The 23,754-nt window shown below is 76.1% G+C and carries 3 protein-coding genes; all 3 read right to left on the bottom strand.

Annotation, left to right across the window (positions count from 1 at the left end):
• From MQV74_RS05185 to MQV74_RS05175, 3 genes are read right to left on the bottom strand one after another with little or no spacing between them, the layout of a single operon-like run.
• Entirely contained in the window at positions 1-1,005 is a 1,005-nt protein-coding gene (locus tag MQV74_RS05185; RefSeq protein WP_242714831.1) for a ketoacyl-ACP synthase III family protein, read from the bottom strand.
• On the bottom strand, positions 1,006-8,028 hold the full coding sequence (locus MQV74_RS05180) for a non-ribosomal peptide synthetase (protein WP_242714830.1): 7,023 nt from the start codon (positions 8,026-8,028) through the stop codon (positions 1,006-1,008). It abuts the gene before it with no gap.
• Positions 8,025-23,732, bottom strand: coding sequence for a non-ribosomal peptide synthetase (locus MQV74_RS05175; RefSeq protein ID WP_242728511.1), 15,708 nt, complete (start codon positions 23,730-23,732; stop codon positions 8,025-8,027). Before MQV74_RS05175 ends, MQV74_RS05180 begins: the two co-directional genes overlap by 4 nt.
• Positions 23,733-23,754: the final 22 nt, after the last annotated feature.

Below are 23,754 nucleotides of genomic sequence, written 5' to 3'. Positions count from 1 at the left end.
TCACAGGTAGTGGGTCGTTGCGCCGTCGCCGATCTCCACGAGCAGCAGGCTCCACGCGGCGACCGGGCTCGCGCTGAGCAGCACCGCGCGCTGTCCCTCCGCCAGGCCGCCCCGGTCGAGCTCGGTGCGCAGGTTCAGCAGGACGTCGTTCGGGCCGAGGTGCCCGTACTGGCGGAGGTTGTCGAAGCACGTCGTACTGATCTTGATGCCGAGGGCCTCCTCGGTGAACCGGAAGGTGCCTTCGGAGAGGTTGTGGCTGAGGTAGCGGGAGATGTCCCCGGGCACCAGGTTGTTGCGGTCGAGGAGGCGCTGGTGCAGCGCGCGCAGCCGGATGCGGGACTCCACGGCGAGCCGGAAGGAGTACTGCGGGATGTCACGGCACTCCTCGCGCCACCGCGCGGCGGGCCGGTCCCGGTAGTCGACGCGGAACAGGTCCCAGTGGGCGCCGTTGGTCTCCTGGACGACGTCGAGGACGCGGACCGGGCCGCGGCGCGAGATCACCGCGGCGGCCCCGCCGTCGCCGCTCACCGTCACGGGGTGGCGGTAGCGCAGGGGCGTGGGCGGCTTGCTGCCGTGCACGACCAGGACGTGGTCCAGGTCCCCGTCGGCGGCGAGCAGGCCCCGGGCCGTGAGCAGCGCCGGGGTGAGGGAGACGCAGCCGAGGCCGCCCACCGAGAAGGTCAGGGCGCGCTCCGCCCCGAGCAGCGCCTGGAGCCGGGTGGCCGCCGAACTCATCAGCGTGTCCGGGACACGGGCGTCGATGAGGACGATCGCGCCCAGTTCCGTCGCGTCGAGCCGCGCCTCGGACAGGGTCTGCCGGGCCGCGCGCACGGCCAGGTCGAACGCGCTCAGCGTGTCGTCCGCGCGGACCTCGTCGATGCCGAGGCGCGCACAGGTCTCGCGCTCGCCCTCGCCGAGCTCCGTGAGCCCCGGCAGCTCCGCGACCGCGAGGACCCGGTCCGGGTGGTAGCAGGCGGCCGCCCTGACGGCCGTCACCGGGGGCACTCAGCGGCCCTCGTCGGCGGCGAGTTCGGCGAACGCCTCGACCAGGTGGTCGGCGAAGTCCTCCATGTCGGCGGCGGCGACGGACCCCCGGTGGATCACACCGAGTTCGAGCGCCCCCGCCAGGACGTGGGTCTCCACGACGATCGGCACCTGGGTGAGCAGCGCGTGGGGCACGGTGACCAGGGTCATCGGCCGGGGCCGCACATGGGGCCCGCCCAGCTTGGTCAGGCCGTCGTTGGCGTTGGCCACGTGCTCGACCAGGACCGGCGGCTCGGACAGCGCGCGCACGCCCGCCACCGCCGGGGTCGCCGGGCTGAGGTGGCGCAGGACGCCGTAGCCGATGCCGTCGTTGGGCACGGAACGCAGGACCGTGGCCACGCCCGGCAGGGCATCGGCGACCCGGGCGCCGTCCGCGACGCGCAGATGGGCCGGGAACAGATGCGTGAACCAGCCGACCGCGTCGCTCCGGTCGCCGTTCCACAGCGCGTTCGGCGAGCTGCCCATGCCGACGGTGCTCAGGAACGCGTCGGGCTCCCCGCGCCACCGGGACCAGGCCACGGCGACCGCCGCGAGCGCGGCGCTCTGGCCGGTGGGCCCGCTCTCGGTGAGCCGCGCCGCGACCCGGTCCGGCGCGATCCGGCGGCGCACCAGGCCGGAGGGCGCGCCGTCGGCGCCCTTCTCGGGCACGGGCCGCGCCGCGGCGCCCGCGCTCAGAACGCCCTTCCAGTACGGGAGTTCACCGGCGACCTCGTCGGAGGCGGCCATGGCGCGCAGCAGCTGCGTCCACGCGCGCCAGGCCGCCCGGCGCGGCGCCGCCGGGGCGTCGTCCGCGAAGGCGGCGTTGAGGTCCTCGATGAGCGGCACGAACGACGTGGAGTCGAAGACGAAGTGGTGGACCGCGAGGACGATCACGCCGGGCCGGTCGGCGCCCCGGTCGTAGAACCTGGCCCGCAGGACCGGGCCGCGCCCCGGGTCGACGTCCGCGAGCAGCTCGTCCAGGTCGGCCTCCAGATACGCCTGGAGCTGCTCCTCGTCCAGCGGCGGCAGCACCCGGTGGTCGACGACCCGGGCGCCCTCGTGCTCGGCGCACTCGATGCGCCAGCCCAGGCTGTTGTGCAGGAACCGGTAGCGCAGCGGCTCCTGGACCTCGACGAGGCGGTCGAAGGCCGCGCGCACCGCGTCCGCGCCGATGCCCGCGGCCGTCTCCAGGAGGACGGGCGTGACGAAGTCCCTGGCCCCGTCGGGCGCGGCGGTGAGCAGGGCCTGCACCAGGGGCGCGAGCGGGACCGGCTCGTGCGGCGCGGGCACGGCGGCGGCCGTTCGGGGCGCGGCGCCGGGCACCGCGCCCTTCGCGGCGACCGCGGCGAGGCCGCGCAGCGTCGGATGGCTCAGCACGTCGTGCGGGGTCAGGGGGAGCCCGGCCCGGGTGGCCCGCGCGGCGATGCCCACGCTCAGCAGGGAGTCACCGCCGATGCGGAAGAAGTTGTCGTCCGGCGCCACCCGCGCCACGCCGAGCAGCTCGGTCCAGATCGTGGCGAGGACCCGCTCGGCCGCGTGTCCGGCGTCGTCGAGGACCGCCCCCGGGGTCACCGCCGTGACCACCGCCGTCAGTTCGTTCGTCGTGTCGCGGTCGGACATGTCCCTCTTCCTCATCGTCTGGCGGTCGAGTTTCCCGTTGCTCGTCCTGGGCAGCGCGGCATGGCGCAGGACCCGGCCGGGGACCATGTACTCCGGCAGCGCGCGGGCCGCCCACCGCGTCAGCTCGGCCTCGTCCGGTACGTCGTCGCCCGCGACGTGCGCCACCAGGAGCGGGGCGCCGGAGGGCTGCTCGGCGGCGTGGACGAGCGCTTCGCGCACCCGCGGATGGGCGAGCAGCGTGCGCTCGACCTCGGCCGGTTCCACGCGGTGGCCGCGCAGTTCGAGCTGGTCGTCGGCGCGGCCGTGGAACTCCAGGGTGCCGTCGGCGCGGACCCGGGCCAGGTCGCCGGTGCGGTACATCCGGGCGCCGGGCTCGCCCGCGTAGGGGTCGGCGACGAACCGGGCCGCGGTCGGGCCCGGCCTGCCGTGGTAGCCGCGGCCGACGTGCGCGCCCCCGGCGTAGACCTCGCCGAGCCCGCCGCGCGGCACGGCCCTGAGCCGGGAGTCCAGGACGTGGACGCGGACGTTGGGCAGGGGCCGGCCGATGTCCGGGACGAGGCCTGGGGCGGCCTCGGCGTCGGCCACCCGGCTCGCGGTCACGCAGAAGGTGCACTCGGTCGGGCCGTAGACGTTGACCAGGTCGAACGGCGCCCGCCGTGGCGGGCGCACCCGCAGCCGGTCGCCGCCCGCGAGCACCAGGCGCAGCGCGGGGTCCGGCACGTCGGGCAGTTCGGCGAGGACCGTCTCGGCGAGCGGGGTGGGCATGCAGGCCACCGTGACGCCGTGCTCGGCCAGTTCGCCGAGGAGCTTGTCCGGGGTCTGGAGCGGGTCCGTCACGAAGTACAGGGACGCGCCGTGGTAGAGGGCCGCCATGACCTCGAACATCGCCAGGTCGAAGCCGGTGGCCGCCAGTTGCGCGAGCCGGTCGCCGGGCTCGGGCCGGGCCTCGTCGGCGTACCACGCCAGGGCGTTGAGCAGTCCGCCGTGCTCGACCTCGCAGCCCTGCGGGAGCCCGGTGGAGCCCGAGGTGTGCATGACGTAGGCCAGATTGCGGACGCCCGCTCGCCGCGGTGGCGCGACGTCCTCGTCCGGGCCCCCGGCGCAGTCGGTGATCCTGACGAGCGGGACGCCGTCGGTGGCCGGGACGGTCATGCCCTCGCCCAGGACCACGGCGGCGGCGTCCACCCCGGCGAGGACGGACCGCACGCGCTGCTCGGGGACGGCCGGGTCGAGGGAGGCGAAGGCCGCCCCCGCCTTGTGGACGCCGAGCCAGCCGACGACCAGGCCCGCCCCGCGCGCGGCGAGCACCGGAACGGTGCTGTCGGGGCCGACGCCGTGGGCGATGAGCTGCCGGGCCAGGCGGTTCGCGCGCCGGTCGATCTCCTGGAAGGTGTGCTCCCCGGCGGCGTCGATCACCGCGACCTCGTCCGGGCGCCGCGCGGCGTGCTCCTGGAAGACCTCGCTGACCAGGCGCGTGTCCGGGAGCGGGCGGGCCTCGCCGACGAGCAGCGAGGGCTCGGCGCCGTCGGGTCCGCCCGTGGCGTCGAGGAGCCGGGAGAGGTCCGCGAGCGGCCGGTCGGGGTCGCTCACCACGGCCTCGGCGATGCCCTGGAAGAGGCCGACCAGACGGTGTGCGGTGGCCGCGTCGAACAGGTCGACCGCGTACTCCAGGTACCCGTCCATGGGGCTGTCGTCCTGGTCGTACAGGCCGAAGGTGAGGTCGAACTTCGAGGTGCCAGGGGCGACTCCGGAGACCCCGGCGAGGTCGCCCCGCAGGGCCACGGGGCGCAGGCCCTCCAGGCCGAGGGAGGCGGCGGCGGTGTTCTGGTGGGTGTAGCAGACCGTGAACACCGGGTGGCGTGACGGGTCGCGGTGCTCGGCGTCGGCGACGATCTTCGCGAACGGGATCTCCTCGTGGTCGAGGACCCCGGTGGCGGTGGCCGCGCACCGGCCGATCAGCTCGCGGAAGCTGATCCCCGGGTCGACCTTCGTACGGAACGGCAGCAGGTTGTTGAAGTAGCCGATCAGGTCGTGCGTCAGGGGGTTGAAACGGCCGGTCGTCGCGGCGCCCACGACCACGTCCCGGCGGCCCGCCCACACGTGCAGGAGGGTGTCGACCACGGCGAGCATGGTGACGAAGCTCGTCGTGCTCTCGGCGACGCTGAACGCCCGCAGCCGCCGGGCGAGTTCCTCGTCGAGCGTGAACTTCACGTAGCCGCCGCGGTACGACTGCGCGGGCGGGCGCGGGCGGTCGAGCGGCAGCTCGGGGGAGTCCAGGTCGCGCAACTGCCTGCGCCAGTACGTCAGGCCGCGCTCCACGCGCGCCGCGTCGAGCCACTGCCGCTGCCACGCCGCGAAGTCCGCGTACTGGACGGGCAGGTCGGGCAGGTCGGCCCGGCGCCCGGCGAGCCGGGCGGTGTAACAGGCGGACAGCTCGCGGAAGAACACCGCGGGGGCCCAGCCGTCGAAGGCGATGTGGTGCACGGTGTGCAGGACCACGTGGTCGCGCTCGGCGGCCTTGACCACCACGGTCCGCAGGAGCGGGCCCCGCCCCAGGTCGAAGGGCGCCGTCGCCTCCGCCGTGATCGCGCGGGACAGCTCCTCGGTCCGCTCGTCCTCCGGCAGCGCGGTGAGGTCGACGAACTCCACCTGCGGCTCGGGCAGATCGGCCACGGCATACGGCCTGCCGTCCTCGTCGGGGAGGCGGGTGCGCAGCACCTCGTGCCGGTCCACGACGTCGCGCAGGGCGCCGCGGAACGCGCCGAGGTCGAAGTCGCCGACGTAGCGCGTGTTGGCGGGGATGTTGTACAGCGGGCTGCCCGGGTTGAGCCGGTCCAGGTACCAGAGCTGTTCCTGGTTGAAGGAGAGCGGCAGGCGGCCGGGGCGCGGCAACGGGGTGATCGTCCAGTCGTCCTTCCCGGGGCCCGCCGCGCGCACGGCGTCGATGCGTGCGGCGAGGGCGCGCAGGGTGGGGTTGCGGTGCAGGTCGGCGAAGGTCAGCCGGGCGCCGAAGTGCTCCTCGGCGGCCCGCAGCACGGTGATGCCCGCGATGGACGTGCCGCCCAGCTCGAAGTAGTTGGAGTCGGGCCCGACCCCGTCGGCCTTGAGGACGCGCGTCCACAGCGCCGCCAACGCGGATTCGGTGCCGCCCGGTTCGTCCTGCCGTGCCGGGGCCGGTGCCGGGACGTGGGCGGGCGCCGGTGCGCGGTCCAGCCGCGGACCCCCCGGCGGCAGGCACCAGCAGGACACCTCGTCGGCGTCGAACGGGTAGGTCGGCGCCTCGATGCGGCGGGTCCGGGCGTCGGCGTAGTACGCGTTCCAGTCGATGTCCGCGCCGAGTGCGTAGAGCCTGCCGAGCGCGGAAAGCACGCCGTCCCGCGTGGGGTCGGCGTAGAGGCGGACGACGGGCAGCTCCGGGGCGACCCGGGCGAGTTCCCGCGCCAGGGTGCCGTCCGCGGCCAGCTCGACCACCACGGCTCCCTCGTCGACGAGGCCGCGGGCCGCGCGCCGCAGCCCGGACTCGTCGACCTGGCTCGTGATCGGGGTGTCCCGCGCCTTGCGCCGGGCCCCGTCCGCCGTCGCCGGGCTCTGCACGGACCGTACGGCGAGGTTGCCGACGCCGGAGCCGACCAGGCGCGCCCCGGCCAGGCCGAGGGTGCGCGCGAGGCGGTGGGCCGCGAGCTGCCGGGCGAACAGCCGGGCGCCGGGCGAGCCGTCGTCCGTGCCGGTGTCGGTGCCGGCGAGCCGGGGGAAGGCCGCGCCCAGGGCCGCCCAGGTGGCGTCGCCGAGTTCCGCGTCGCCGGAGAAGAGCAGGACCAAGGGCGCCGCCGGGGACGGCTCCCGCTCGGCGGGGCGGGCCGAGCGCAGCGCGGCGGCCAGTGCGCGGCGGTCGCGTACGGTGCCCGCCCAGCGGTACGGGTGGTCGTCGCGGCCCCGGTTCAGGGCGTGCGCGATGTCGGGCAGCCCGTGCCCGGTGCCGTCGAGGAAGTCGGCGACGCGCCGCGCGTAGGCGGCCAGCGCCCGGGGGGACTTCGCGGAGAGGGTGACCAGCTCGGTGCCCGGCTCCGGCGCGGCGGGCGCCTCGGGCACGGGCGGCGGCTCCTCCACGACGGCGTGCACGTTGGTGCCCGTCAGGCCGAAGGAACTGACGCCCGCCCGGCGGGGCGCGCCCGGCGCGGGCTGCCAGGCCTTCGCCCCGGCGTCGACGCGGACCGGGCCGCTGAAGTCGATCAGCGGGTTGGGCGTGCTGAAGTTCGGGTTCGGGTACCGCGTGCCGTGCCGGAGCCCGGCGAGGACCTTGAGGAGCCCGGCGACTCCCGCGGCGTGGTTGATGTGGCCGATGTTGCCCTTGATGCTGCCGATCCCACAGGGCTCGCCGCTCGTGAGCCCGCCCCCGCCCTCACATCCGGCTTCGGCGAAGGCCTGCCGCAGCCCCTCTGCCTCGATGACGTCGCCGAGCCGGGTGCCCGAGCCGTGGCACTCCACGTAGTCGGGCGGCGCCCCGCCCGCCTGCCGCCAGGCCTCGACGATCGCGTCGGACTGGCCGCGGGCGCTGGGCGCGCTCATGCTCGTGGCGCGGAAGCCGTTCTGGTTGACGGCGACGCCCCGCACCACGGCGTGGATGTGGTCGCCGTCGGCGAGCGCGTCGGCGAGGCGCTTGAGCACGACGAGCCCGCCGCCCTCGCCCGCGGTGGAGCCGTCCGCGGCGGCGTCGAAGGGGCGGCACACCCCGTCGGCGGACATGATGCCGAGCATCGGCACGTGGTCGCGCTCGCGGATCAGCACCGGGTAGAGGCTGACCCCGCCCGCGAGGGCCAGGTCCGCCCGCCCCTCGCGCAGCTGGTCCACGGCGAGGGCGAGCGCGGTCAGGCTGCTGCTGCACGCGGTGTCCACGACGAGCGCGGGCCCGGCGAAGTCGAAGAGGTAGGAAATCCGCGCGGCCGTGGCCGACGGGTGCGAGCCGAGGAGCTGCTGCGGGTCGTCGTCCGGGTACAGGCCCGCGTAGTGCGGCTCGGGCGCGCTGAGGACGACGGCGGTCCGCGAGCCCTTCAGGTCACCGGGCGCGTAGCAGGCGTTCTCGATGGCCTGGTGGGCGAGCTGGGCGGTCACGCGCTGGTGCGGGTCCATCAACTCGGCCTCGCGCAGCGACAGGTCGAAGAACCGGTGGTCGAAGAGGTCGATGCGGTCCAGATAGGCCAGCGGCAGGTAGGCGTCGTCCGCGGACGCACCCGCGTAGTGGACCCGGTCCCGGCCCGGCGCCCGGACGCTGACCCGGCCGTCGACGAGGTTGTGGTGCAGGGCGTCCAGGCCGTCGGCGTCGGGCAGGGCGAGGGCCACGCCGATGACCGCCACGGCCTCCGGGCCGGGTGGGCTCGGGTGCGTCATAGCTCGTACCTCGTTTCGTCGGAGGGTGCGCCGAGGGGGCGGCCGTCGACCAGGCGGGCCATCGCCTCGACCGTGGTGTGCTCGAACAGCGCGCTCAACGGCACCGCGCGCGGGCCGAGTCCGGCCAGGCGGCGGCTCAGCGCGAGGAGGGAGAGGGAGGTCCCGCCGGCCTCGAAGAACTTCTCGTGCACGCCGACCTCGTCCCGGTCGAGCAGCTGCGCCCAGATCGCGGCGACCGCCCGCTCGGTGGCCGTACGCGGCCGCACTGGGGCGGTTCCGGGATCCGGCGGTTCGGGCAGGGCGCGGCGGTCCACCTTGCCGTGCGGGGTGAGCGGGAGGGCGTCGAGCGTGACGAACACGGCAGGCACCATGTACGGCGGCAGCCGCCGGGCCAGATGGTCCCGCAGCCCCTCGACACCGAGCGCCACGCGCCCCGAGCCAGGCGCGCGCCCCGTGCCGGGGGTGCTGCCCGCACCAGGGGTGCCGCCCGTGCCGGCGGTGCCGCCCGCGTCAGCCATACCGCCCGTGCCTGGGGTGCCGCCCCTGCCTGGGGTGCTGCCTGCGTCAGCCATGCCGCCCGTGCCAGCGGTGTCGTCCTCTGCGGCCGTGCCGCCCTCGTAGGCCTCGCCCACCCTGGCAGCCAGACCGCGCGCGCCGGCGGTGCCGTCCGTGTCAGCCGTGGCGCCCTCCGCGGCCGTGCCGCCCCCGCGGGCCTCGCCGACCCCGTCGGCCCCCCTGTCCCGGTCGGCCACGGCCCCGGCGGCCGCCCCCGGCGTCGCCGGAACCACGTGGGCCACCAGCCGCTTCCCGCCGCCCCCAGGGCTCTCCCGGGCGGCCACGACGGCCGCGCCCACCCCCGGATGCGTCATGAGGGCCGCCTCCACCTCGGCGGGTTCGACGCGGTAGCCGCGGATCTGGACCTGGTCGTCGGCGCGGCCGCGGAAGAGCAGCTCGCCGTCCCGCGTGTACACCACCACGTCACCGGTCCGGTACATGCGCTCGCCGGGCTCGCCGAACGGGCAGGCCACGAACCGCTCCGCGGTGAGCGCGGGCCGGTGCGCGTAGCCGCGCGCCAGGCCGGAGCCCGCGAGGTACAGCTCGCCCTCGACGCCCCTCGGGACGGGGCGCAGCAGCTCGTCGAGGACGTACACGCGCGTGTGGTCCATGGGCCGTCCGATGGGGACCGTGTGGCCGAGCCGGTCGGCGGCGGTGACGCGGCGGCGGGTGGCGAACACCGTGGCCTCCGTCGGCCCGTACGCGTTGACGACGACGGCCTCCGGGCACGCGCGCAGCAGCCGTGCCACCGTCTCCGGGGGCACCGCCTCGCCGCCGGTCCACACCTCGCGCAGCCCGGCGAGGGCGTCCGGGCGGGCGTCGGTGAGCAGGGGCAGGAGCCCCGGCGTGATGAGGAGCGCGGTCACCCGCCGCGCGGTGAGCAGCGTCGCGTACGCGTCGACGTCCAGCCTGCCGGGCGGGGCGAGGACGACGGCGGTGCCGCCCAGGAGCGGCACCCACAGTTCGTAGACGGACATGTCGAACGTCGGCGTGTTGTGCAGCAGCACCCGCTCGTGGGCGCCGCCCGGCCAGATCCGGTCCGCCGCCATGTCCACCACGCCGCGGTGGCTGACCCCGGAGCCCTTGGGCGCGCCCGTGGACCCGGAGGTGTAGATGACGTAGGCGAGCCGGTCCGGCAGCCCGCGGTCCGGCAGGTCGTCGTCCCGTTCGTCCGCCAGGGCCGTGAGCGTGTCGGGAGCGTCGACGACCAGGCGCGGCCACGGCCCGTCGGGCAGGTCGGCCGTCACGCCGGACGTGGTCACGAGGAGCGCCGGGCGGGCGTCCCGCAGCAGCCACTCCAGGCGCTCCGGCGGATGGTCGTGCGCGAGCGGCACGTACGCGCCCCCGGCCTTGAGGACGGCCAATACCGTCACCACGTACTCCGGCGACCTCGGCACGGCGACGGCCACGGGCGCGTCCGGGCGCACGCCGCGCCGCACCAGGAGGCGGGCGAGGCGGTTGGCCCGCGCGTTCAGCTCCCGGTAGGTCAGGGAGTCGTCGTCGCAGACCACCGCGACGGCGTCCGGCGCGGCGACGACCCGCTGCTCGAAGAGCGCGGGCACCGTCACCGGCGAGGTGGGCGCGGCGGTGTCGTTCAGGTCGCGCAGCAACTCCCGCTCGGCGGACGTCAGCGCGTCCAGGGCGCCCAGGCGGACCCCGGGGTCCGCCGCCAACCGGCCCATGAGGCGCGTGAACCGGTCGGCCAGCTCCTCGGCGGTGCTCCGGTCGAACAGATCGGTGGCGTACTCGACGAGCCCGGAGAGGCCCTGCCCGGCCTGCCGGTCGGCCCCTGACGGCTCGTCGACCTGGAAGAGCAGGTCGAACTTGGAGGTCCCCGTCACGACGGGCTCCGGGGTGGTCTTCAGCTCGGCGAGTTCGAGGTCGCCCATGCCCCGCTGCCAGGAGAACATCACCTGGAACAGCGGGTGGTGGGCGGCGGAGCGCTCCGGGTTGAGGGCCTCGACGAGCCGCTCGAAGGGCACGTCCTGGTGGTCGTACGCGGACACGGCCTTGTCCCGGACCTGCCGCACCACGTCGGCGAACGTCGGGGCGCCGGACAGATCGGCCCGCAGCACCCAGGTGTTGACGAAGAAGCCCACCAGTTCCGCCAGGCCTTCGTCCGTGCGCCCGGCGATGGAGGAGCCCACGGTCAGATCGTCGCCGCCGCCCATCAGGTGCAGCAGCACGACGAGGCCGGACTGGAGCACCATCGGCACGGTCGCCCCGTGCGCCCGGGCCACGTCCTCCAGCGCCGACCGCACCTCGGGCGCGAGCCGGAAAGCGACGGTGTCACCCCGGTGACCGGCCACCGGCGGCCGCGGCCGGTCCACGGGAAGACGGAGCGGCTGCCTGACCCCGTCCAACGCATGGCGCCAGTAGGCGAGTTGCGTCGACAGGAGGCTGTCGGGGTCGTCCTCGTCGCCGAGGAGGCGGCGCTGCCACAAGGCGTAGTCGGCGTACTGCACGGGGAGTTCGGCCCACCTGGGCGCGTCGCCTCGTCGGCGGGCGGCGTAGGCGGTGGCCAGGTCGCGGGCGAGGGGGCGCATGGACTCGCCGTCGGCGGCGATGTGGTGCAGGAGCAGGACCAGCACGTGCTCGTCCGGTGCGCAGCGCAGCAGGCCCGCTCGCACCGGAAGCTCCGCCGACAGATCGAAGGTGCGGCCCACTTCCTCGGACACCGCAGCGGTCACGGCCTCCGGTGCGATGTCCCGTACGGGTACGCCGAGTTCGATGTCCGCGCCGGGCACGACGACCTGTACCGCGATGCCCCGGTCGTCGGTGACGTACAGCGTGCGCAGGCTCTCGTGCCGCACGACCACGTCCCGCACCGCCGCCGCCAGGGCGGGCACGTCCAGGTCCCCGCGGAGCCGGACCACGAGCGGCAGGTGGTACGTCGGCAGGGGCTCAAGGGCGTCGAGGAACCTCAGGCGGTGCTGGGCGAACGACAGGGGCACGCGGTCGGGGCGCGCGTCGGCCCGCCGCAGCGCGGGGCGGGAGGAGCGTGCCGCCGCGCCCACGCGCTGCGCCAGGCCCGCCACGGTCGCCGACTCGAACACCGCCCGGATCGGGACGTCCACGCCCAGGGACGCGCGCATCCGGTTGGCCAGCCGGGTGGCGAGGAGGGAGTGCCCGCCCAGGTCGAAGAAGCTGTCGTCGATGCCCACGGGCGCGGCCCCGACGTTCTCCGGCCCGAGCACCTCGGCGAACAGCGCGCACAGCGCCTCCTCCCGGGGCGTGCGCGGCGCGCGGTAGGCCGTGCCGCGGGCGGCGTCGGGGCGGGGCAGCGCCCTGCGGTCGAGCTTGCCGTACGGCGACAGGGGGAGCCGGTCGAGGGCGACGAAGGCGGCGGGGACCATGAAGTCGGGCAGCAGCCCGGCGAGGAACGCGCGCAGCTCGGCGGGTGGCGGCCCCTCGCCCCCGGACGCGGGGACGACGTACGCGACCAGGCGGCGTGCCGCGGCGGAGCCCCGGACGACCACGGCCGCCCGGCCGACCCGGGGGTGGGTGGCGAGGGCGGCCTCGATCTCGCCCGGTTCGACGCGATGACCGCGGATCTTGACCTGGTCGTCGGCGCGCCCCGCGTACTCCAGCTCGTCCCGGTCGTTGATGCGGGCCAGGTCGCCCGTGCGGTACATGCGGGTGCCCGGCGTGCCGAACGGGTCGGCGACGAACCGCTCGGCGGTGCGGGCGGGGCGCCGGTGGTAGCCCCGGCCCACGCCCGCGCCCGCCAGATACAGCTCGCCGGTGGCGCCGGGGGCGACCGGTGTCAGGCCGGGGCCGAGGACGTAGGCCCGCACGTGGGCCAGCGGGCGGCCGATCGGCACCGCCCGGGAGTAGTCGCGGCCGGGGTCCAGGACGTGGGAGGTGGCGTAGAACGCCTCGCTGGGGCCGTAGCCGTTGACGATCCGGATCCGGGGCCACCGGGCGCGGACGCGGGCGACCAGGGCCGGGGGCAGCGCCTCACCGCCGAACGCGAGCGTGGCGGGGCGGACGCGGTCGCCGATCCGGTCGACGAGCTCCGCGAAGGCCGACGGCACCGAGCTGATGACGTCGACGTCCCAGCTGTCGCGCTCGGCGAGGGCGAGCACGTCGCGGACGATCTCGACGCAGCCGCCGTGGGTGAGGGTGCAGAAGACCTCGAAGGCGGCCATGTCGAAGCCGATGGAGGTGCCGGTCAGCATCCGCCGACCGGGCACGCCGACCTGCTCGGCCAGGCGGGCGAAGGGGTTGACGAGGTGGGCGTGGGCGAGGGCCACGCCCTTGGGCCGCCCCGTCGAACCGGACGTGGCGACGACGTACGCCAGGTGCTCGGGGCGCGGACGGCGCGGCACCCCGGGCCCGCCGCCGGCCGGTTCGGGGCTGTCGATGCCGGTGTCGCCGAGGAGGACGGTACGGGTGCCCGTCCGGGGCAGCCCGCCGACCGTGGCGGCGTCGGTGAGGATCAGCTCCGGGCCCACGTCGCTGAGGATGTGGCCGAGGCGGGTGCCGGGGTGCTCGGGATCGAGCGGCAGATACGCGCCGCCCGCCTTGAGGATGCCCAGCAGGCCCGTGACCAGGTCCGCGCCGCGCGGCAGCACGAGCGCCACGACCGTCTCCGGGCCCACGCCGAGTCCGGCGAGGGCTCGCGCGAGCCGGTCGGCGCGGGCGTCGAGCTCGGCGTACGTGCGGGACACCGCGCCGCAGACCACCGCAGGCGCGTGCGGCCGCAGCCGGGCCTGCTCCTCGAAGAGGTCGACGACGGTCCGCCCCGGCGCTGCGGCGGCCGTGTCGTTGAGCGCGTGCAGCAGCCGCTCCCGCTCCGCGGCCGTCAGCACCTCCAGGCGGCCGACCAACGCGTCGGGCCGTGCGGCCAGTTGGGCCAGCACGCGCTGGAAGCGGTCCGCGAGGTCACGGGCGGCGTCGTCGCCGACCACGTTCCGCTGGTGCTGGAGCGTCAGCCGCAGCCGCGGGTCGGCGGCGGCCAGCACGGTCAGCGGGTAGTGCGAGCCGGACAGCGGGCGGATGCCGGTGACCTCGATGCCCGCCGCCGCGTTCGCCTCGCCGAAGCCGACCCGGTCCACGGGGTAGGACTCGAAGGCGACGAGGGTGTCGAAGATGACGCTCGTGCCCGTGGCCCGGTGGATCTCGGTGAGGCCGCAGTGGTGGTGGTCGAGCAGCGCCGCCTGCCGGTCCTGGAGGCCCGTGAGGACCTCGGCGACGCCGGCGGCGGGCCCGCACCGCACCCGTACCGGCAGCGTGTTGATGAACATCCCGGCCATCGCGTCGGCGCCGGGCACCGCGCCGGGGCGGCCGGACACCGTCGCCCCGAACACGACGTCGTCCCGGCCCGTCAGACCGCCGACGAGCAGCGCCCAGGCGCCCTGCACCACGGTGTTGAGGGTGACGCCGAGCTCGGCCGCGCGGGCGGCGAGGTCCCGCGCCAGGTCCACGGGGACGGGCACCTCGACCTGGCCGAACCCCTCGGGCCGCGCCGGGGGCGGCGGAGCCTCGGCCCGCGCCACCGGAGCCAGCAGCGTCGGCTCCGTCACCCCGGCGAGCTCCTCGGCCCACGCCCGGGCCGCCGCCTCCCGGTCCTGCCCGGCCAGCCACGTCAGGAAGTCCTGGTACCGGGGCGCGGGCGGCAGCGCGGAGCCGTCGCCCCCCGCTCCGTGGAGCCGCAGCAGATCCTGGGTGAGGATCGGCAACGACCAGCCGTCGAACAGCAGGTGGTGCGCGGTCAGGACCAGCTCGAACCGCTCCGGGGCGAGCCGGACCAGCGCCATCCGCAGCAGCGGGGGCGCCGCCACGTCGAAGGGCTCCCGCACGTCGTCGGCCAGCATCGCCTCAAGGGCCGTCGTCCGCCCGGCCCCTTCGGCTGCCGCCAGATCCAGCTCGCGCCACGGCAGCTCCACCCCGTCCACCACGATCTGTACGGAGTCCCCGTCGGCCCCGGCGGCGAAGGCCGTCCGCAGGGGCGCGTGCCGGTCGAGGAGCGCCTGCCCGGCGGCCCGCATCCGGGCGGCCTCGACGGGCCCGCGCAGGTGCAGGACGAACTGCACGTGGTACGCGTCCGGCTCGCCGTCGGCGTACAGCGTGTGGAACAGCAGACCCGACTGGAGCGGGGTGAGCGGCCACACCTCCGCGAGCCCCGGATACCGGCGCTCCCAGGCCTCGATGTCGCGCTGGCGCACCGGCACCAGCGGCACGTCCGAGGGCGTGAGCCCGCCCGCGCCGGGCCCCGCGGCATGCCGGGCGAGCCCGGCGAGGGCGGCGGCCCACAGCTCCGCGAGCTCCCGCACCAGGGCGCGGGACACCGCACCCGTGGCGTACTCGAACTCCGCGTCGAGGCACGGGCCGTGCGGGGTGTCGACGACCATCGAGTTGATCTGCACCGCGGCGAGCGCGGGCATGTCGGCGCCCGTCTCGGCGGTCGGCTCGCCCAGGCCCGCGACCTGGGTGAAGCCGAGGCCGCGCAGCTGCTCCGGCATGTCGGCGGGGGAGAACCGGCCCAGGTAGTTGAAGCCGATCTGCCCGGTGGGGTGCGGGCCGAGCACGGCGGCGGCGCGGGGGTCGAGCTCGCGCAGGAGCCCGTAGCCGAGGCCGCCGTCGGGCACGGCGAGGAGCTGCTCCTTGACGGCCTTGACCGCGCCGCCCGCCGCGGCCCCGCCCGCGAAGGCCTCGTCGACGTCGCAGCCGGACACGTCGAGGCGGACGGGGAACAGGCTGGTGAACCAGCCGACCGTACGCGACAGATCGGCGCCGGGGACCGCCGCTTCCTCGCGCCCGTGGCCCTCAAGGGCGAGCAGGAGCGATCGCTCGTCGACGCCGCGCGCCCGGCGCAGCCTGGCGACCGCGAGGGCGAGGCCCGCGAGCAGCCCGTCGTTGACGCCGCAGCGGAAGGCCGCGGGCAGCGTGGTCAGGAGCGCCCCGGTGACCTGGGCGGGCAGTCGCAGACGCACCGTGTCCACCGTGGACCGCACGTCCAGGGCGGGGTCGAACCGCCGGGTGCCGAGGGCCGGATCGGGGCCGTCCACGACGGCCAGCCACCGGGGCAGCTCGGCCGCCCTGCGTTCGCTGCCCGCCTCCGCGACGAGGGCGTGCGCCCACCGCCGGAACGACGTGCCCACCCCCGGCAGCGCGGGCGTCCGGCCCGCGCGCACGTCTGCCCAGGCCGCCGCGAGGTCCGGCAGCAGGACGCGCCACGACACGCCGTCCACCACCAGGTGGTGCAGCACGACGAGGAGCCGCCCCGCACCCGCCGCCGGGCTCGGGCCGAGGCCCGGGGCGAACCACACGAACCGCGCCATCACCCCGGCCGCCGGATCGAGGAGGTCCGCCGCCGCGCCCCGCTCCGCGGCGACCGCGCGCCGCCACCACGCGTCGTCCGCCGCGCCGCCGGGCCCGGCGGGGTCCACGCGGTGCAGCAGCGCGCCGGTGTCCACCGAGCCCGGCGGTCCGACCAGCAGGCCCGCGCCCGCGTCGCCGTCGGCCACCAGGCGCGAGCGCAGCACGTCGTGACGGTCGACGACCGCGTCCAGGGTGGCGACCAGCCCGGCCCGGTCGATGCCCTCGGGCAGGTCGAGGAGGACCGCCATGGCGAACCGGTCGATGCCGCCGCCGCGCTCGCGGACGTACCGCGCGACGGGCGGCAGCGGCAGGAACCCCGTGCCGCCGCCGTCGAGTTCGGCAAGCCTCGCGGGGGACCGCCGCGAGGCGCCGGCGTCGGGGCCGGTGGGCGCGAGCCGGGCGAGAGCGGCCACCGTCCGGTGCTGGAAGACCTGGCGCGGGGTGACCTCCACGCCGTGCGTCCGGGCGCGGGAGACCACCTGGATCGAGCGGATGCTGTCCCCGCCCACGGCGAAGAAGTCGTCGTCGACACCGACTCGGCCCAGGCCGAGCACGTCGGCGTACACGTCCGCGAGGACCCGCTCGCGCCGGGACCGGGGCGCCCGGTACGCGCCGGTGGTGAACTCCGGCTCCGGCAGCGCCGCCCGGTCCAGCTTGCCGTGCGGCGTCAGCGGCAGCCGGTCGAGGAGCACGTACGCCGCCGGGGCCATGAACTCCGGCAGCCGGTCCGCCACGAACCGGCGCAGCTCCGCCGTGGTCACGCCGACGTGGAAGTCGATGTCCCCGACGCCCGCGATGCCGCCCTCGCCGACCCGGACGACGTACGCCGCGAGCTGTCCGCCGCCGCCCGCCCCGGGCCGGGCGGCCACGACGGCCTGCGCCACGCCGGGGTGCGCGCTCAGCACGGCCTCGACCTCGCCCGGCTCGATCCGGAACCCGCGCACCTTCACCTGGGCGTCGGTGCGGCCCTGGTAGACGAGGCGGCCCCCGGGCGTCCACGCCACGCGGTCCCCGGTGCGGTACATGCGTTCCCCGGGCCCGCCGAACGGGCAGGCCACGAAGCGCTCCGCGGTCAGGGCGCGACGGCCCAGGTAGCCGCGGGCGAGGCGGTCGCCCGCGATGTACAGCTCGCCCGGCACACCGGCGGGGACCGGGCGGAGTGCCGCGTCCAGGACGTACAGACGGGTGTGGTCGAGCGGCCGCCCGACGGGGACGACGGCGCCGACGTCGGCGGCCTCGCGCATCTTGTGCGCCGATGCGGCCATCGTGGCCTCCGTCGGCCCGTAGGCGTCGACGACCGTGGTGCCCGGGCACGCGGCCAGGACCCGCCCGACGGCGTCCGGAGGCACCACGTCACCGCCCGCCCACACCTCGCGCACGCCCGTGAACGCCTCGGGCAGCTCCTCGGCCACCACCCGGAAGAGGCCCGCCGTCACCAGGAGCCCGGTCACCCGGTGCTCGGCGACGACCGCGGCGAGGGCCGCCGGGTCGAGGGTCCCGCCGGGGGCCACCACGATCGTGCCGCCGTTCAGGAGCGGCACCCACAGCTCGTACGTGGCGGCGTCGAAGGCCTGCGTCGCGTGCATCAGGACGCGCTCGTGACCGGTGCCCGCGTACGCGCGGTCGAGGGCGAGGCGCACCACGCCCCGATGCGTGATGCCCACGCCCTTCGGGGTGCCGGTGGAGCCGGAGGTGTGCATCACATAGACGAGGTGCTGCGGCGACAGCGCCGCGGTGGGCCCGCGGGACGCGTCCGACCCGGTCACCTCCTCCAGGAGCAGCACCCCTTCGACGCCGGTGGGCAGGGCGTGCCGTGTCGCCGCGTCGGTCAGGACGAGCCGCGGGGCCGCGTCCGCGAGGACCAGGCCGAGGCGGGCGCTCGCGTGCCCGGGGTCGACGGGCACATAGCCCGCACCGGCCTTCACGACGCCCAGGAGCGCCACGACGAGCTCCGCCGAGCGCGGCAGCGCGACCGCCACCAGGGCGTCGGGGCCGACCCCGCGCCGCACCAGCTCACGGGCGATCCGGTCGGCCCGCGCGTCCAGCTCCCGGTACGTCAGCGAGGTGGCGCCGCACACCACCGCGACGGCGTCCGGCGCGGCGGCGACCCGCTGCTCGAAGAGCGCGGGGACCGTGAGGTCGGGCGTGCTCACCTCCGTGTCGTTGAACGCGCGCAGCAGCCGCTCCCGCTCCCCGGGCACCAGCGGGTCCACAGAGCTCAGCCGCGCCCCCGGATCGACCGCCAACTGCCGTAAGACCCGCGTGAAGCGCGCCGCCAGCGCCTCGGCGGTGCTCCGGTCGAACAGGTCGGTGGCGTACTCCAGACCGCCCACGACCCCGCGCCCCGGCGTGTCAGCGAGGGCGAGGACGAGGTCGAACTTCGCGGTCCGGGTGGGGACCAGCTCGAAGGCCGACCGCAGCCCCGGCACGTCGAAGACCTCGTGGTCCGTCGTGCGCCAGGAGAACATCACCTGGAACAGCGGGTGGTGGGCGGTGGAGCGCTCCGGGTTGAGGGCCTCGACGAGCCGCTCGAAGGGCACGTCCTGGTGGTCGTACGCGGACACGGCCTTGTTCCGGACCTGCCGCACCACGTCGGCGAAGGCCGGGTCGCCCGACAGGTCCGCCCGCAGCACCCAGGTGTTGACGAGGAACCCGACCAGTTCGCCGAGCCCTTCGTCGGTCCGCCCCGCGATCGGCACCCCGAGGGTCAGGTCGTCGCCGCCGCCCATCAGCTGCAGCAGGACGACGAGGGCGGACTGGAGCACCATCGGCACGGTGGCGCCCTGGGCCCGCGCCACTTCCCCGACGGCGGCCAGGACGTCGGGGTCCAGGGCGAACGCGACGGTGTCGCCCCGGTGACGGGCCACCGTCGGCCGCGGACGGTCGACGGGAAGCCGAAGCGGCTGCGGAACGCCTGCCAACTCCGCCCGCCAGTAGGCGAGCTGGGTCGAAAGCAGGCTGTCGGGGTCGTCCTCGTCGCCGAGGAGGCGGCGCTGCCAGAGGGCGTAGTCCGCGTACTGCACGGGGAGTTCGGCCCACCGCGGCACGCCGCCCCGGCGTCGGGCGGTGTAGGCGGTGGCCAGGTCGCGTGCGAGCGGCCCCATGGACTCGCCGTCGGCGGCGATGTGGTGCAGGAGCAGGACCAGCACGTGCTCGCCCGGGGCGCGGCGCAGCAGGGTCGCGCGCACCGGAAGCTCCGCCGCCAGGTCGAAGCGGTACGCGACCTCCGCCGCCACGGCCGCGTCCACCGCCTCCGGTACGACGTCCCGTACGGGTACGTTCATTTCGACGTCGGCCCCGGACACGACGACCTGTGCCGCGACACCCCGGTCGTCCGTGACGAACAGCGTGCGCAGGCTCTCGTGCCGCACGACCACGTCCCGCACCGCCGCCGCCAGGGCGGGCACGTCCAGGTCCCCGCTCAGGGGCAGGACGTACGACAGGTTGTACGTCGCCGAAGGGCCCTCGTAGCGGTGCAGGAACCACAGGCGGTGCTGGGCGAACGACAGCGGCACCCGGGCGGGGCGCGCGTCGGCCCGCCGCAGCGCGGGACGGGAGGAGCGTGCCGCCGCGCCCACGCGCTCCGCCAGGCCCGCCACGGTCGCCGACTCGAACACCGCCCGGATCGGGACGTCCACGCCCAGGGCGGCCCGCACCCGGTTGACCAGCCGGGTGGCGAGCAGGGAGTGCCCGCCCAGGTCGAAGAAGCTGTCGTCGATGCCCACCTGCTCGACGCCGAGGACCTCGGAGAACAGCGCGCACAGGGCCCGCTCCCGCGTGGTGCGCGGCGCTCGCCCCGGCTCCGCCGCACCGCCGGGCTCCGGCGCGGGCAGCGCGCGCCGGTCCAGTTTCCCGTTGGGGCTCAGCGGCACCGCGGCCAGGGGCACGACCACCGACGGCACCATGTACGCGGGCAGCCGCTCGGCCGCGAAGGCCCGCAGCTCCCCGGAGGCAGGCCCGGCGGTGCCCGCCACCGGCACCACATAGGCCACGAGGCGCCGGTCGCCCTCCCGCTCGTCGGCGACCACGACCGCCCGCGCCACGCCCGGGTGCTCGCTCAACGCGGCCTGCACCTCGCCCGGTTCGACGCGGAAGCCGCGGATCTGGACCTGGTCGTCGGCCCGCCCGTGGAAGACGAGCTGGCCGTCGTGGCGCCGGGTCACCACGTCCCCGGTGCGGTACATGCGGCGGCCGGGCACGCCGTACGGACAGGCGACGAAGCGGCCCGACGTCAGCCCCGGGCGGCCGAGGTAGCCGCGGGCCAGGCAGTCGCCCGCCACGTACAGCTCGCCCGCCACGCCCGGGGGGACGGGGCGCAGCACGTCGTCCAGGACGTACAGCTCGGTGCGGGCGACGGGGCGGCCGATGGGCGGGGTGCGGCCGTCGGGGACGAGTGGGTCGCTGAAGGTCACGATGGCCGTGGTCTCGGTCGGCCCATAGGCGTTGACCAGGTCCCGGCCCGCGGCCCACGCGGTCACGAGCTCGGGCGTCGCCGCGTCGCCGCCGACCGCAAGCGAGGTGACGGTGGGCAGCGATCCCGCCGGGAGCGCGCCGAGCACGGCGGGCGGCAGGAAGACGTGCGTGATGCGGAGCGCGGCGATCGTCCCGGTCAGCGGGGTACCGGGCGCCAGCTCGTCCTGCGGGGCGAGGACGAGCGTGGCGTCCGTGAGCAGCGCCATGCACACCTCGTACACCGAGACGTCGAAGCTCGGGGACGCGAACTGGAGCACTCGCGCGGCGGCCGGGAGCCCGAGCCGCCGCCCCTGCGACGCGACGAGCGCCGCCACCCCGGAGTGCGTGACGGCCACCCCCTTCGGCCTCCCCGTCGAGCCCGACGTGTAGATGACGTACGCGGCGTGGGCGACGGACAGCGGCCCACCGCGCTCGTCGTCGGTGAGCGGACGGCCGTCGAGCCGCGCCACCGACGCGACGTCCTGCGGATCGTCCAACCGCAGGACGGGGAGGGCCACTTCGGGAAGGCGAGCCGCCGTCGGGCCGTCCGCCACGACGAGCAGCGCGCCGGAGTCCGCCAGCAGATGGGCGATCCGGTCCGGGGGGTAGGCGGCGTCCACCGGCAGATAGGTGCCGCCCGCCGTGAGTACGGCGAGCAGCGTCACCACCAGGTCGGGGGAGCGCGGCAGCGCCACCGCCACGACCGTCTCCGTCGTCACGCCGCGCCGGAGCAGCTCGCGCGCAAGGCGGTTGGCGCGCGCTTCCACCTCCGCGTACGTCAGCGACTCGGAGCCGTACTCAAGCGTCACCGCGCCGGGAGTCGCGGCGGCGCGCCGCGCGAAGAGCCCGGGGATGGTGTCCGCCGCGACCCGGGGGGCGGTGGCGTCGTGCCCGGACAGCAGGTCCGTGCGCTCGGCGGGAGTGAGCAGGTCGAGACGGGCGACCGTGGTGGCGGGGTCGTCGGCGATCTGCCGGAGCACGCGCGCGAGACGGTCGGCGACGGCCTGCGCGGCGCCGCGCCCGACGCGGGACTGAAGTGCCAGACGGAGGCGGGGCGCGGTGGTGACGGTCACCGTCAGCGGATAGTGGGTCCCGGCGCACGCGCGGACACCGGTGACCGCGAAACCGTCTCCGTCCCGGCCGTCCTTGCCGTCGTTGATGTCCTTGTCGCCGGGCTCCACGGTGTACGGCTCGGACGTCACCAGGGTGTCGAACAGCAGGGGCTTGCCGGTGGCCCGGTGGATGTCGGCGAGGCCGCAGGTGTGGCCGGGGAGCGCCTCCTGCCGGTCCCGCAGGCCGCGCAGTACGTCCGCCACGGTGTCCGTGGGCGCGAGGCGCACCCGCACCGGAAGCGTGTTGACGAAGAGCCCGGCCATCGCGGACGCGCCCGGCACCGCGTCGGGCCGCCCGGGGACGGTCGTGCCGAAGACGACGTCCCGCCGCCCGGTCAGACCGCTCAGGAGCAGCGCCCAGGCGCCCCGCACGAGGGTGTCCACGGTGACGCCCAGCTCGTCGGCCCGCAGGGCCAGGGCCCGCACGGTCGTGTCGGTGAGGGCGACTTCGGCCTCGGCGGCGGCTCCGGTGCTCGGGGCATCAGAGGGAGGTGCTGGTTCTGAGACGCGCACGGCTCGTTCGGCCGCGAGCTCGCCCGCCCCGGCTCCCTCCGCCGTGCCTCCCGCACCGCCTGCCCCGGGAGTGCCCACCTCGCCCGTGCCGGGAGTGCCCGCCCCGTCCGTCCCGGGAGCGCCCACCCCGTCCGTCCCGCCCGCGCCGAAAGCGCCCGCGCCGACGGCCGGCGCCAGCAGCGTCGGCTCCGTCACTCCGGCGAGCTCCGCGGCCCACCCCCGCGCGGCGGCGTCCCGGTCCTGCGCGGACAACCACAGGAGAAAGTCCCGGTATTCGGGTCCTCGCGGCACGGAGGAGCCGTCACCGCCCGCCTCGTAAAGCCGCTGGACATCCCTGACCAGATGCGGCAGGGAAAGCCCGTCGAAAAGGACATGATGGGCCGTCAGGACCAGCTCGTACCGCTCTTCTCCGGTCCGCGCCAATGCCATGCGCAGCAAGGGCGGAACACGCACGTCGAAAGGCGCCTGCCATTCCTCGGACATCAACGCGGCAAAGGGCCTGTCAGCAGGCGGATCCGTGTCGCTTTCGCGTAAGTCCACGGCACGCCAGGGCAGACGCACTTCCTCGACCACGACCTGTGCCGGGTCTCCGTCGGAACCTGCCACGAAAGCCACGCGCAGATTCGCGTGCCGGTCGAGCAGGGCCTGCCCGGCCGCCCGCATCCGCTCGCTTTCCACCCGCCCCCGCAGCGCGATGACGAACTGCATCCGATAGGCGTCCCGGGAGGAGCCGCCGAGCTGCGCGTGGAAGAGGAGCCCCGACTGCACGGGGGTGAGCGGCCAGACCTCCACGAGCCCCGGATACCGCCGCTCCCACGCGTCGAGGTCCCCCGGATCCACCGGCGCCAGGGACACGCCCACCGCCGTGACCCGTCGCCGGGGCTCGGCCGCGACCCGGCGCACCACCCGCACGAACTGCCGCGCGAGCGCCACCGCCGCCTCCCGGTCGCCCAGGGCGGTGTCGTACGGGAACACGCCGACCAGCCCGCTCCCACCGGGGCCGTCGAGGGGGTGGTGCAACGCGAGCGGAAGAGCCGCACCGCCGTCCGCGGCCGCCTCCCGGTCCCGCAGCCGCCGTGCCAGCGCGGCGAAGGGCGGGTCGTCCCGCCACAGGTCCGCGGGGAGCGCCGGGGCCTCGGTGACGCGCCACACGAGCTCCGCCGGGCCCTCCCCTGGAAGCCCGGATTCCGAAGGGTCCCCGGACTCGGAGGGCTTCCCGGACCCGGCGGGCTCCCGGGGTCCGCTGTGGCACCCGGCGACCGGAAGGCCAAGCCCCAGCACCGGTCCCGAGCCGTCGCCGAGCCGCCGCAGCAGCACCGCGAACGCCGCCCGCAGCAGCACGGGAGCCGTGACACCGCACGCGCGGGCCGCCGCCCCGACCGCGCTCAGCAGATCGTGGTCAAGGCTGAACTCCACCGTGGCGACGTCGGCGCGCGGCGGTCCCTCCGACGCGGGCGCGACCGGCAGTCGGGGCGTCGTGCCGCCCCGCCGGGTGGCGTACGCCGCCTCCAGATCCCGTACGAGCGGGGCGAGCCGCCCGTCGCCGTGCGGCGGCACGGCCAGGCGGACCACGTGGCCGTCGGCCGCGCGCCGGACCGTCCCGGTGCCCCCGGCTGCTGTGACGTCCCGGACCGCCGACGCCAGTGCCTGGGCGTCCGGTTCGCCGCGCAGGCGCAGCTCAAGGGTCCGCCCGTGCCGGGGTCGACCGTCCCCGCGCCGCTCCGTGAACCACGCCCCGCCATGCACCGAAAACAAAGGGATCACCTGC

This window comes from Streptomyces sp. AN091965 (assembly GCF_022698285.1).
In the GTDB taxonomy this organism is placed as follows: domain Bacteria; phylum Actinomycetota; class Actinomycetes; order Streptomycetales; family Streptomycetaceae; genus Streptomyces.
The sequence above is the reverse complement of the archived record's forward strand: the minus strand, read 5'-3'. Positions and strand labels throughout refer to the sequence as shown.

Coding starts and splice junctions, on each gene's coding strand:
- MQV74_RS05180 (WP_242714830.1), bottom strand. CDS start 8,028: ATGACGCACCCGAGCCCACCCGGCCCGGAGGCCGTGGCGGTCATCGGC.